Genomic DNA, 12,600 nt, shown 5'->3' on the forward strand with positions numbered 1-12,600 from the left:
AAACAAAGGTAAGAAAGTTTTATGTGAGACCTTGGGTATTTGGTGAATTATTAATATTGTTCTTCTGGTGTCTTTTTCATAACAGCTCCAGCAATAGCGGATATGATAAAGCCTATAATTGCAGAGCTAATAATTCCCATTGCAGCTCCCATGATGGGAGAGCTCATTCCTTTAGCCATTGCGTTAGCGGCATCAATTTGCTCATCAGTCATTCCGTTTTCTAACATCCTTTGGTTTTGAATTTCCATCATTTGATTCATAAAATCAGGTTCTATAAAAGTTACAAATGTATAGTTGTAAATAACGCTGGCTAAGGCAGCTATAAGAGAAATTCCTACACCTACTTTTACAGCTTGCCCCCATGAGATAAAACCACTGCTTGCAACTTTATATTGTTTAATCCCCATAACAATTAATACCACAAATAAAATACCTGAAATTATAGATAATGACCAGTGAGGTTCTAAGTGTTTACCCATGGCATACATGGTCACACTTAATAAAATACTAATGATACCTAAGATGAGACCATTATTAATAATAATACTTTTACTATTTATTTGATTTTCCATTTTATCTGGTGTTTAATTAGTGAGACAAATATATTGATTTGCTTTAATGAAATTGCAGTTATAAAATATTTTAAAAAAATATTAAAAACAATATATTAGTACACAGTGACTTAAAAATGTTACATGAAATTTCATGAATTTTTAATTGTGAGAAAGAAAAAAAGGATGTAAGTTTGCAGCGGCAAGTCCTACACAACTAGCTCCCTTTGAATCCCCCAGGGCGGGAACGCAGCAAGGGTATTAGGTTGTAGCAGTGTGATGTAGATAGCTTGCCATTTTTTGTATCCAAACATTTCCTTTTTTCTTTAATTATTCATGTTGATATTGCTTCTAGGGTGGTGTAAATCAATAACTTCCTTTAAATAGCTAGTGTCTAAATGTACATATATTTCGGTAGTGGTAATGCTCTCATGACCTAGTAATTGTTGTATCGCTCTTAAGTCCGCGCCTCCCTGTAGTAAATGAGTAGCAAAAGAGTGGCGTAATGTATGAGGACCAATTTTTTTGCTTATTTGTGCTTTAATTGCCAATTTTTTAAGAATAATAAAAATCATTTGTCGGGTTAATTTTTTTCCCCTTCTATTTAAAAATAAAATATCTTCATCAGCATTACAAGCAGTAATTCCGCTTCTTATTTCTTGAAGATAATGGAGAATTAAAAGCTGGGTTGTATGGTGTATAGGTACAAAACGGTATTTATTCCCTTTACCTAATACTTTAATATAGTCTTCTTCAAAAAACAAATCAGAGCACTTTAAATTAATTAATTCACTAACACGTAAGCCACAGCTATAAATAGTTTCAATAATAGTTTTATTTCTTTCTCCTTGCGGATGTCCTAGATCTATTGCTTTTATTAATTGGTTAATTTCGTCATTAGAAAGTGTATCGGGCAACTTTCTAGCTAGTTTTGGAGACTCAATGAGGTCTGTAGGGTTATCTTTTCTATAATTTTCAAAAATTAAATAATCGAAGAAGCTACGCAATCCAGAGATTAGTCTAGCTTGGCTTCTTGGATTATTTTTTTTAGCCACCTCATATATAAATTGTTGAATAATAGTATTGGTAACAAATGAAGGCGAGCTATTAATAGTATGCTCAGAAAGATAATTAATCAATTTCTTAATATCTCTAATATAAGCGTCGATAGAGTTTTTTGATAGCCCCTTTTCTATTTGTAGGAATTCTTTATAATCTTGTGTTAATTCTTGCCAATTCATAGTGTATCCTGATAGGGTTTTTAACCTTTTTTTAACGGGTGTAAAATAACTTTAAAAATACGTAAAATGCTACTTTTGTCGTAAATTATAAAACGATAGATATTATGAAAAAATTGTTGTTATGCGCAGCTATGATTGCATTTAGTTTAACAGCTAATGCCCAAGAAGGAAAGTTAAACGTAGGAGGTACTGTTGGATTACCTACTGGAGGAGCTAGTGAAGCAAATGTTACAGGAGCAGTTGAAGTTAATTACTTATTAAAGGCAACTGATAAATTTATGGTTGGACCTTCTGTATCCCATTTACATTTTCAACAAGAAGGAGCTGATGTAGCATTTATCCCTTTGGCAGCTGCATTTCGTTATGAAGTAGCTGATAAGTTATTTGTAGGTGCTGATTTAGGTTATGGTCTTGGAGTTAGACCGTCAAAATCTACTGTAAACGGGGTTTATTATAGACCCGTAGTAGGGTATCAAGTGAGTAAAAAGATAATGCTTCATGTAGATTATTCAGTAATTGATATTGATGAGAGGGCTATGAAATCTACACTTTCTACAGTAGGAATAGGAGGAACTTATTCTTTTTCGTTGTAAGAAAGCCATATCTTCTTAAAAAAGAATTAAAATTAGAAACATCACATCATTTTTAATTTTAATTCTTTTAACTTTTTTTTAACATTATAAAAGAGAGCTATTGGAGATATAAAGTATTAAATTTGCCGAAAATTTTAAAAATTATACATTATGAAAAAATTGTTATTTATCGCTATGGTTGCGTTTGGTTTAACTGCTAATGCACAAGAAGAAAAAGGAGGTTTTGAAAAACAAGATCTTTATATTACAGGTACCGCAGGATATAGTCAAAGATCTGTAGGTGGGGTGGATACTGATGACACCGTATTTACTTTTTCACCTTCTGTTGGTTATTTTATTACTGATAATATAGCCTTGGAATTAGGAGTAGGCTTTGGAAGCAGTAAGAGAAATCAGGGGTTAGGAGAAGTAAAAACAAATAGCTTTGATATTAATTTAGGAGGTAATTATTTCTTTACGCCTAAAAAAGATTTTTCTTTTATGGTTGGAGCTGGTTTATCTTATGGAAAAAGAAGTGCTAAACAAGGTGCTGTTAAAGGTCCAGATTATAACACTTTTGGTTTTGTAATAGCACCAGGTGTGAACTATTTTATTTCTGAATCTTTTGCTTTAAGAGCTTCAGTGGGAGCACTTTCTTATACAAATGTAAAAGCGGATGTTTCAGGAGCTAAATCAAATAGTTCTTTCGATTTTAATTTAGATTTCTCTGATATTAATTTTGGATTGACCTATAAATTCTAAATCGAATTATCGTACAAAATAGTAGAAAAGAGAGCAATTTATTGCTCTCTTTTTTTGTTACTAAAGAATGGAAGTGTTAGATAAAGGGAGACTAAATAAGAACCTTTAACTTTTATTTAACTGATTGGGGCAAATTTGCTGAATGTATAAAGATTTATCTTTGTTAAGAATTAAAAACTATCTAAATATGAAAAAAATATTTCTTTCCCTAGTATTGATAGTATTAGGACTGACTAGTAATGCTCAAGAAAAGGAAAAAGCAAAAGGAGGCTTTGAAAAAGAAGATTGGTATGTTACAGGTACGGCTGGTTATAGTAGTGAAACTAAAGGAGGATTGGATGTAAGTGCTACTGAGTTTACTTTTTCACCTTCAGCAGGTTATTTTATTACAGATAATATAGCATTAGAGTTAGGATTAACCTTCAAAAGTATTACGGTTCCTGCTGGATTAAACGAGAGAATAACTAATTCTTTTGGAGTAGTAGCAGGAGGAAGTTATTTCTTTACTCCTAAAAAAGATTTTTCTTTTGTGGTTGGAGCAGGAGTATCCTATTCATCAAATAGCTTAGAAACTAATAAGATAAAAGAATCAGATGTAGCTACTTTTGGAATAGTAGTTTCGCCTGGCGTAAACTATTTCTTATCTGAATCTTTTGCTTTAAGGGCTTCAATAGGAGCATTGTCTTATTCAAATGAAAAAATGGAAGCACCGAATGATAGCACTGCTACTGGCTTTGGTTTTAACTTGAATTTATCTGATATAAAATTAGGATTGACTTATAAATTCTAATAAAATTATAGAGAATAATAAATGAAGGAAGCAAAATTAGCTTCCTTTTTTTATAGATTAAAAATAAAAAATTAACTTTTGTTTGATCTAGTTGCTTAGGTGCTATCGAGGTAATAAGAATTGTATTTGCTAAATAATAAGATTGTTTTTTATAAGGAAAGTATTTCTAAGTCTGGTCTTAATTATGTTAGGTTTAATAGTTAAAATACAACAGTTGGTTTTCATCAAATAAAATCGACTATATCTGATTTTTAAAAGAGTTTTAAAGGTGAATCCCTTTTGTGGAACTTATATACAATATAAGGTTCTTCAAATGGGGGTAGGTTATAAATTTTAATACATAGATAATTATTGTATAAACAAAAGGAAAAGGAAGCTGGTTTAGCTTCCTTTTTCCACTTATAAATAACTTTAAACTACTTAAAAATTTATATTTTTGTATTATAAAATTTAAAGATAATGAGGAAAATAATTTTGTTAATACTGGTATTCTTTTCAATGATTAGTTATGGCCAAGAAAGAAAATTTAATATAGGAATACATGGAGGTTTAACTATTGGAGATGTAAAGAATAAGTCCTCAATTGGTTTTGGAGGAGATATTAATTATTTGTTCGATTTATCTGAAGAATTATTTATAGGTCCATCCTTGAGTTTATTATACTTTTCGCCAAAAGATAAGAATGACGCGTTATTGTATTTACCTTTGGGAGGGGCTATTCGATATAATAACTTAGAAGACCCTTTTTTCGTAGGAATGGATTTAGGTTATGCGATAGGAGTTTCACCTAGCGGTGATAGAGGAGGGCTTTTATTTAAACCAATGGTAGGGTATAATTTAAGTGATAATTTTCAGCTAAGTTTATCTTATATAGGAGTTAAAAAAGAAAAGAATACATACAGCTATATAGCTCTAGGGGTTTCTTTTGATATTTTTGGAGGAAGCGATTATTATATGTATTAATTTAATTAAGAGGATAGATGAAAATTATTATATTGAATGGACCTAATTTGAATTTATTGGGCAAGAGAGAACCTGAGATATATGGGAATCGTACTTTTCAAGATTACTTTTTGGATTTAAAAAGAAAGTTTTCAACGATTCATTTAGAGTACTTTCAATCTAATATTGAAGGGGAAATTATAGATAAATTGCATGAGGTTGGTTTTGAGTATGACGGAATTATATTGAATGCAGCGGCTTATACTCACACATCTGTAGGAATAGGAGATGCAGTAAAAGGAATAGAAACACCAGTTGTTGAAGTGCATATTTCTAATGTACATTCGAGAGAGGATTTTAGACATATAAGCTATATTGCTCCAAATGCTAAAGGAGTTTTATCAGGATTTGGTTTGCAAAGCTATGATTTAGCTATTCAAAGTTTTATGGTAAAGGAATAAATAGCGGATAACTAGTAAAATAAAAAGAGGTAATAGTGCCCAAGAAAATAATTGTATTTTACTAAGCCATAGTAAAGGAATTATCCCCATTAATATTAATAAAACCAGTAAATATTTTCCAAGCCAGCTAGGTAGTTTTTCTTCTTTTAATAAGCGTATTGATATGAGTAGGTTAGGAGCAAATGCCCAAAGAAAGTTGAAGTTATTAGGAGCTGTAGAGTGATTGGTAAAAAACCAAAGAAAAACAATTAAAAACCCAAAGAAGCCTGTTAATAGAAACAATATAAAATCAAAAAAAATGGATCTTTTATTGTGTTTATAATCGCGAAATGTAATTAATAACCCCAAGAACATGATAATGAGAAGAACAAAGAGGGGATTAAAAAAAGAAGTCTTTGTGCTTTTCTCTTCAAAATCTAGAATAGTAGTTTGCTTTTTTACAAGCTTGCTTTCCCTTCCCTTTATTTTGATAAAGGCAGTATTAAATCCTTTTAAAGCATAATCAGGTAGGTAAAAATATTCATTTGCATCAGCTATTTGATCTAATCTACTTCCTAAAGCAATGTTGATACCTAAATTACCCCAAGTATTCCAATAAATTTCTTCATTCATTAATTGACGTAGTGATTGTTTTTTAAGAATGAAGTGTTCTTTGAATAGTACTTTGTCGCCTAAAATAATTTTAGTTATATCTCTAGGTTTGGTAGCACAATTATCAAAAAAGGGGTCGTATTCATATGTAGCATTTTGAGGTAGGGCATTTTCTTTTAAATAATTGAAGAAGCGCTGACTCTCTTCATCAGATAAATTTAAAATTTGCTCTTTAACCCAGCGTTTTTCTTGGTTTTTATCTCTTAAAAAATAATGAAATGGATAACTAGCAACTTTATAAAGCAATTTCCCTTTTGTGAAATTTAAGTAAAAGTTAGGAGCATTAAAGTCAAAAATACCATAATCAAATATAAGGTCTATATTTTTATTTATGGCTTTAACCCTTATCGCAGAATGCCCAAATTTTTCATATAATTCTTCTCCAGGTCCAACAGTAATTATACTTATTGAAAGTTGTTTTTGTTGGCCGATAATGGAATTACTACGAATAAAAAAAAGGAAAAATATAAAACAATTGATGAATTTAATCAAATTTGTACTGTTACCTAAAAAAGTCATAATCAATTTTTATTGAAAAAACGTTAGAAAAAAGCGCATTTCCAACGCTACCTATATTGGTTAAGGCATAATCTATTTGGATACCTCTGTATTTAAAACCTATGCCGAAGTTTGGTTGTACTGAAAGAGATTTACTATGGTCAAAATCAGTGGTTCTTTGTATGTTTCCAATACCAGTACGTAAATACACCAAATCATCGTAATTTAGCTGTAAGCCTAAAGCAGGATCAATACTCACAAAAGAGCTAGAAATGATGTCATTTGTTTTGGTAAACCTCATATTCAAATCTATTTCCGTAAGTAAATTAAAGTAACGTCCTATTTTATAGATTCTAGCAATTCCTAATTGTAACTTGGGTTTGGTGATTTCAGTAGTTTCTGGTAGTTCTTGGTTTTTATCGGGAATTGCATTTTTAATCTTTTCAAAAGCAGACTTATTGATGCTCCAAGAATTGAAAGTAGTTGTGATATCCCGCGCCATTAATCCAATTTTCCAATTGTTTCTCTCAAATTGAACTCCTAGATCAAAGCCAAACCCCCAAGAGGAAGCAAAATCGCCAATAATTCTACGAATTATTTTAGCATTGACACCAAGGTAAACATTTTTAAAAATTAAATTTTTAGCATACGAGATATTAAAAGCGTAATCAGCGGCAGAAAATAAACTAATTCTATTAAAATTGATATTTCCATCTTTATCAATAAGTTCGGTGGTATTTAAGATGTCGTCAACTCCAAAACGTATGATAGAAAGACCTAATGCACTTTTATCATCAATAGGCATAGCAAATCCTGCATAATTGTAATTAGCAATTCCGGCAAAATAAGAAGAATGCATAAGAGCCCCTTGGTAATCTTTGATACCAACTAAACCAGCAGGATTCCAGTAGGTAGAAGTCACGCCATTTGTAGTTGCTACTACCGATTTACTCATTCCAAGAGCTGCTGCATCTACACCAATATTCAGAAACTCGTTAGAATAGTTCCTAAAAGTTTGCCCGCTTAGCAATAAGGGGAATATCAGAAGAATACATGAAGTAATTATTTTTTTCAATAGTAAAGAAGGCTTTAATTGAATACAAATATCTTAATTCTTAATTAAAATAACTGCTGTTTTATAAAAGATATTGCTTATAGCATTTCAATGTGTATTGTTTCTTTGATAAAATTGATGATTTCTTTTTCTAACCAAATATTTTCTTTAGGAATAAAAGAAGACATAAAACCAACATGTCCTCCGTATTTAGTTACCATCAAATGAAAATAACTAGAGTTTTTAGCCTCCTCATATGGATAGCATTCTTTAGATAGAAAAGAGTCATCTTTAGCATTGATTAATAAAGTAGGTTTTGTTATTTTAGATAAATAAGGTTTAGCACTAGCTTTTTTCCAGTAATCTTCGGGGCTCTTAAAACCGAAAACAGGAACTGTATATAGGTGTTCTAGATGTTTAAAGCGAGTAGCTTTAAAAAGTTTTTCTTTATTCAGTTGATATTCGGGGAATTTATGTGCTTTTTCTAAAATTTTATTTTTCATAGTTTTAAAAAAGATTTCTATATAGAGTTTGTTTTTTAACATATCCATTTCTTTTTCAGCAGTTGTTATGTCAACGGGAACAGAAACAGCAACTGCACCTTTAATTTTTGATGGCTGTGTATTGGCAAATTCTCCCATGTATTTTAGGGTTAAATTGCCTCCTAAACTAAAGCCAATTATAACTAAACTTTCATAAGCATAATTGTTCACTAAATGCTGTACTACAAAATCTACGTCTTCCGTTTTTCCGCTATGATAGGTTCCTAATAATAAATTGTCTTCTCCGCTACATCCTCTTAAATTAAAACAAACAGTATCAATACCAATAGCGTTTAATTGATTAGAGGTGGAGGCTATGTATTTAGAGCTAGAGTTACCTTCTAATCCATGAATTAATAAGGCAAGGGTATTTCCGCCTACCAATGAGAAGTCAAGGTCAATAAAATCAGCATCCCAAGTAGTAATTCTTTTTCGATTATATTGGCAAGTATCTTTCATAAAGAGAGGGCGGTAAATTGTATTGAAATACCCATTCTTGAATGGGATTTTAGGAATAAAATCTGATTTTAATAAGGGCATAAGAATAAGGTTTGAGGTTATTGAAAAACAAATATGGTGAAAATTTTAAAAAACAGGAATCTATTTTATATTTTCGTGTAAAATCTAAATAACTCATGAATATAAAAAAACACCTCCCAAATCTATTAACATTAGGAAATCTCCTTTGTGGTACTATAGCTGCAATATTTGCTGTGAAAGGAGACTTTGAAGCTACGGCTCTATTGGTGGTTACTGGAATTTTATTTGATTTTTTAGATGGATTTGTAGCTCGATTGCTAAAAGTTCAAGGAGAATTAGGGAAGCAGCTAGATTCATTAGCGGATATGGTTACAAGCGGAGTCGTTCCAGGAATTGTAATGTTGCAATTGATTGTGATTAGCATAGATAAAGATGCTGTAGGGTATTTTGGCGTTGATATTGATGGAGCTACAGGGAGCAATGTACCTTACATAGGTTTGTTATTAACTTTAGCGGCTTGTTATCGTTTAGCTAATTTTAATATAGATACGCGCCAGTCAGATTCTTTTATAGGGGTTCCTACTCCTGCAATGACCTTATTTATAATTTCATTGCCTTTGATTCTTAGTTTTTCTGAGAATTCTTTTTTTACGGATTTGATTTCGAACCCTTACTTCTTAATTGGAATGACAGTTTTATTAAGCTATTTAATGAATGCAGAACTGCCTTTATTTTCTTTGAAATTTAAAGATTTTTCATTTAAGAAAAATGCTGTAAAATACTTGTTTTTGGTTATAGCTTTAATATTGTTAGTACTTTTTAAAGTGGTAGCGGTTCCTATGGTAATTTTATTTTATATTTTATTATCAATACTGCATAATCTGACTAAATCGAAATAAAAAGTTATTTTTTCCTTACAGGAAGTAAAGTGTGAGCAAATAGGACTTCGCTTTAAAAATTTACATAAAGAAAAACCTCTTTTAAAATGAGTTGTATAGTATTTTAAAGGAGGTTTTTTATATACAGGAATACTTGTAAGGGCATTTAAAACCTTTTCTTTTTCAGTTCAAAATCTTTACCAAGATATACTTTTTTAACAATTTCATCAGCAGCCAATTCCTCAGGAGTCCCTTCTTTTAAGATACTTCCATTATACATAAGATAAGTTTTGTCAGTAATAGCTAATGTTGCTTGTACGTCATGATCTGTTATTAAGATACCTATGTTTTTATGCTTTAAGTGGGCTACAATACTTTGAATATCTTCAACGGCAATAGGATCTACTCCAGCAAAAGGTTCGTCAAGTAAGATAAATTTAGGATCAGAAGCAAGGCAACGAGCTATTTCCGTTCTTCTACGTTCGCCTCCGGAGAGTAAATCTCCTCTGTTTTTTCTAACGTGTCCTATGTTGAATTCCTCAATTAATTCCTCCAGTCGTTCTTTTTGTTGTTGTTTAGTGCGATTTGTAAATTCTAGTACAGACATGATATTGTCTTCTACAGATAATTTTCTGAAAACAGAAGCTTCTTGCGCTAGGTAACCAATTCCTTTTTGTGCTCGCTTGTACATAGGATCTTCTGTAATTATTTCATCATCAAGATAAATAGTTCCATGATTTGGTTTAATCATTCCTACAATCATATAAAAGGAGGTTGTTTTACCAGCTCCATTAGGACCTAGTAATCCTATGATTTCTCCTTGTTTTACTTCTAAAGAAATACCTTTAACAACCTTTCTTTTACCGTATATCTTTTGAATATTATCTGCTTTTAAAATCATATTTTCTATTTCCGTAAAATATTTTTAGAGTTATTTTGAGTCATTTACTGCTAAGGCTTCCCAAAATTCTACTGCTCTGCGTAGATGAGGAATCACAATAGTTCCTCCTACTAAAGTAGCAACAGACATTGTTTCCATCATTTCTTCTTTGGTAACTCCTTTATTATAAGCTGTTTCTAAGTGATATGCAATACAATCATCACAACGCAAAACAGCAGAGGCAACTAAACCTAATAGCTCTTTGGTTTTTACGTCTAGATGGCCAGCTTTATAGGTATTGGTATCTAAGTTAAATATGCGTTTGATTACTTTATTATCTGAAGCTAAAATTTTTTCGTTCATTTTAGAACGATATTCGTTAAATTCTTGAACTTTATTAGGCATTTTGTTGTTTTTTAATGACGAATTTTGATACGTAAATACTTATTTCGTATAATATTAAAATGGGAATGGAAACAATTACTTGGCTAGCAACATCTGGAGGAGTTATGATAGCAGCTACTATAAGTACTAAAACAAGGGCATGTTTTCGATATTTTCTTAAAAAATCAGGAGTAACGAGTCCTATCTTAGAAAGGAAAAAGATAAGAACAGGCAGTTCAAACATAATTGAAACTCCTAAAAGTGTATTATTTACCAGATCTGTATAGGAATCTATCGTAAAGTTATTAGATATTTTATCACTAATCTGATAACCGTAGAAAAATGAGACAGACATAGGAACAATCACAAAATAGCTGAACAAAGCACCTAAAAAGAATAGGAGGGACGCTATAAAAATGAACCCTTTTGATTTTTTACGTTCTTCATCATGCAATCCAGGAGAGATAAATCTCCATATCTCCCATAAGATATAAGGAAAAGCTATAATAAATCCAAGAATCAAAGAAGTCCAAATGGCAGTCATTAATTGTTGAGTTAAAGCTAAACTTTGTAATTCTCCTTTAAAATTAATATTGCAAAAGCTACTATCAATACCGATAGAAGCAAAAGTTTTACAGAAGAATTTGTAAGTAATAAAATCAGGATTTAAGTGCGCTAATAAATAGTAGTTAAATACCCATTCTTGAAATATAAATAATAAGATAGCTATGATAAAAACAGCCGTAAAGCTACGTACTAAATGCCACCTTAATTCTTCAAGATGCCCCAGAAAAGACATTTCATCTTGTTGCTTTGTCATTTTTAGAAAATTCCTTCTTTAATTAAATCGTGTAAATGTACAACTCCTACATATTTATTATCAAAATTTGTTACTAAAATTTGAGAAATATTGTTAACTTCTAAGGTATCCAACGCGTCAACAGCCATAGCGTTCATGTGGATCGTCTTAGGAGAATTACTCATAATATCAATAGCTGTTAAATCATCTATTTTAGTAGTTTTATTTAACATTCTACGGATATCACCATCGGTAATAATTCCTACGATCTCATTATTTTCATTAGTAACAGCAGTTACTCCAAGTCTCTTTTCAGAAATTTCAACAATAACCTTAGCTACTTTATCAGTTGTTGCAACTTTAGGGGCTTGATTATTTTTAATCAGATCAGAAACACGTAAATACAATCGTTTTCCTAGAGCTCCTCCAGGATGATATTTAGCAAAATCGCTACTCGTAAACCCTTTTAATTCAAGTAAGCAAACAGCAAGAGCATCTCCCATGACCAATTGAGCAGTTGTGCTAGTAGTTGGAGCAAGGTTATTAGGGCAAGCTTCTTTTTCTACATAAGTGTTTAGGGTAAAATCAGCATTTACTCCTAAAAAAGAATCGGCATTTCCTGTAATAGCGATTACTTTATTATTAGAATTTTTAATTAAAGGAACCAACACTTTTATTTCAGGAGTATTTCCACTTTTAGAAATGCATATAACAACATCATTTTGTTGAATAATCCCTAAATCGCCATGAATAGCATCTGCAGCATGCATAAATATAGCAGGAGTACCAGTAGAATTAAGGGTTGCTACAATTTTAGTAGCAATGTTAGCACTCTTGCCTATTCCGGTAACAATAACACGTCCTTTGGAATTAAAAATAAATTTAACGGCTTTTTCAAAATTTGTATCAATTAAATTTGTTAAATTCGCGATTGCTTTACTTTCAGATAGTATAGTTTCTTTTGCAATAGCTAAGATTGAGCTGAAATCTTTCAAGGTATATTTTGATTTATATTTTGTTAGTTAAAAGACAAATTATAAGCTTATTTTTTATAGAAAATAGGCCTATAAAAACTGATTGTAAAAGTAGGTAATATTTTTATGGAACCGAACCTT

15 protein-coding genes and 1 other RNA gene are annotated in these 12,600 nt (G+C 31.0%); 7 read left to right on the top strand and 9 right to left on the bottom strand.

Annotated elements, in window-relative coordinates; all coding sequences use genetic code 11:
* Nucleotides 1–50: 50 nt before the first annotated feature.
* A complete protein-coding gene (locus MARIT_RS07060; RefSeq protein ID WP_100211144.1) occupies nt 51–572 on the bottom strand; it encodes a DUF4199 domain-containing protein in 522 nt (173 codons plus the stop codon).
* Between the two features lie 179 nt (nt 573–751).
* Here MARIT_RS07060 and ffs point away from each other — a divergent pair.
* An RNA gene (gene ffs / locus MARIT_RS07065) (signal recognition particle sRNA small type) lies at nt 752–850 on the top strand.
* Nucleotides 851–877: 27 nt separating this feature from the next.
* On the opposite strand, the gene xerD is transcribed toward ffs, so the two are convergent.
* Complete coding sequence (xerD, locus tag MARIT_RS07070; protein WP_024740856.1) at nt 878–1,792, bottom strand: site-specific tyrosine recombinase XerD; 915 nt, start codon at nt 1,790–1,792, stop codon at nt 878–880.
* A 104-nt stretch (nt 1,793–1,896) separates the two neighbouring features.
* On the opposite strand from xerD, the gene MARIT_RS07075 reads away from it, so the two are divergent.
* From MARIT_RS07075 to aroQ, 5 genes are all read left to right on the top strand, one after another.
* Nucleotides 1,897–2,385: an outer membrane beta-barrel protein gene (locus MARIT_RS07075; RefSeq protein WP_100211145.1), complete on the top strand. Its 489-nt coding sequence runs from the start codon at nt 1,897–1,899 to the stop codon at nt 2,383–2,385.
* Between the two features lie 150 nt (nt 2,386–2,535).
* A complete protein-coding gene (locus MARIT_RS07080) occupies nt 2,536–3,126 on the top strand; it encodes a porin family protein (protein WP_024740854.1) in 591 nt (196 codons plus the stop codon).
* 187 nt (nt 3,127–3,313) lie between these two features.
* Entirely contained in the window at nt 3,314–3,916 is a 603-nt protein-coding gene (locus MARIT_RS07085; RefSeq protein ID WP_157926223.1) for an outer membrane beta-barrel protein, read from the top strand.
* A 459-nt stretch (nt 3,917–4,375) separates the two neighbouring features.
* Nucleotides 4,376–4,879, top strand: a complete 504-nt coding sequence (locus MARIT_RS07090) for an outer membrane beta-barrel protein (RefSeq protein ID WP_136438222.1) — start codon at nt 4,376–4,378, stop codon at nt 4,877–4,879.
* Nucleotides 4,880–4,896: 17 nt separating this feature from the next.
* Nucleotides 4,897–5,319, top strand: coding sequence for a type II 3-dehydroquinate dehydratase (gene aroQ, locus MARIT_RS07095; protein ID WP_024740850.1), 423 nt, complete (start codon nt 4,897–4,899; stop codon nt 5,317–5,319).
* Here the strand turns inward: aroQ and MARIT_RS07100 are convergent.
* The 3 genes from MARIT_RS07100 to MARIT_RS07110 all read right to left on the bottom strand — a co-directional run bounded on the left by MARIT_RS07100 (nt 5,287) and on the right by MARIT_RS07110 (nt 8,604).
* Nucleotides 5,287–6,489 (bottom strand): lipoprotein N-acyltransferase Lnb domain-containing protein, encoded by a 1,203-nt coding sequence (locus MARIT_RS07100; RefSeq protein ID WP_100211146.1) that lies wholly within the window; start codon nt 6,487–6,489, stop codon nt 5,287–5,289. The two genes, aroQ and MARIT_RS07100, sit on opposite strands and share 33 nt — an antisense overlap.
* On the bottom strand, nt 6,473–7,543 hold the full coding sequence (locus MARIT_RS07105; RefSeq protein WP_024740848.1) for a putative type IX sorting system protein PorV2: 1,071 nt from the start codon (nt 7,541–7,543) through the stop codon (nt 6,473–6,475). Before MARIT_RS07105 ends, MARIT_RS07100 begins: the two co-directional genes overlap by 17 nt.
* Before the next feature lie 77 nt (nt 7,544–7,620).
* Nucleotides 7,621–8,604, bottom strand: a complete 984-nt coding sequence (locus MARIT_RS07110) for a YheT family hydrolase (RefSeq protein WP_024740847.1) — start codon at nt 8,602–8,604, stop codon at nt 7,621–7,623.
* 95 nt (nt 8,605–8,699) lie between these two features.
* On the opposite strand from MARIT_RS07110, the gene MARIT_RS07115 reads away from it, so the two are divergent.
* Entirely contained in the window at nt 8,700–9,443 is a 744-nt protein-coding gene (locus MARIT_RS07115) for a CDP-alcohol phosphatidyltransferase family protein (protein ID WP_095341186.1), read from the top strand.
* Between the two features lie 145 nt (nt 9,444–9,588).
* On the opposite strand, the gene lptB is transcribed toward MARIT_RS07115, so the two are convergent.
* From lptB to MARIT_RS07135, 4 genes are read right to left on the bottom strand one after another with little or no spacing between them, the layout of a single operon-like run.
* Entirely contained in the window at nt 9,589–10,323 is a 735-nt protein-coding gene (lptB, locus tag MARIT_RS07120) for an LPS export ABC transporter ATP-binding protein (protein ID WP_024740845.1), read from the bottom strand.
* A 30-nt stretch (nt 10,324–10,353) separates the two neighbouring features.
* Nucleotides 10,354–10,707, bottom strand: a complete 354-nt coding sequence (locus tag MARIT_RS07125; protein ID WP_024740844.1) for a carboxymuconolactone decarboxylase family protein — start codon at nt 10,705–10,707, stop codon at nt 10,354–10,356.
* Entirely contained in the window at nt 10,700–11,506 is an 807-nt protein-coding gene (gene tatC / locus MARIT_RS07130) for a twin-arginine translocase subunit TatC (protein WP_024740843.1), read from the bottom strand. The genes MARIT_RS07125 and tatC overlap by 8 nt, the downstream gene beginning before the upstream one ends.
* Nucleotides 11,507–11,508: 2 nt before the next feature.
* Nucleotides 11,509–12,480: a KpsF/GutQ family sugar-phosphate isomerase gene (locus MARIT_RS07135; RefSeq protein ID WP_024740842.1), complete on the bottom strand. Its 972-nt coding sequence runs from the start codon at nt 12,478–12,480 to the stop codon at nt 11,509–11,511.
* Between the last annotated feature and the right edge of the window lie 120 nt (nt 12,481–12,600).

This window comes from Tenacibaculum maritimum NCIMB 2154, from assembly GCF_900119795.1.
Lineage (GTDB): Bacteria > Bacteroidota > Bacteroidia > Flavobacteriales > Flavobacteriaceae > Polaribacter > Polaribacter maritimus.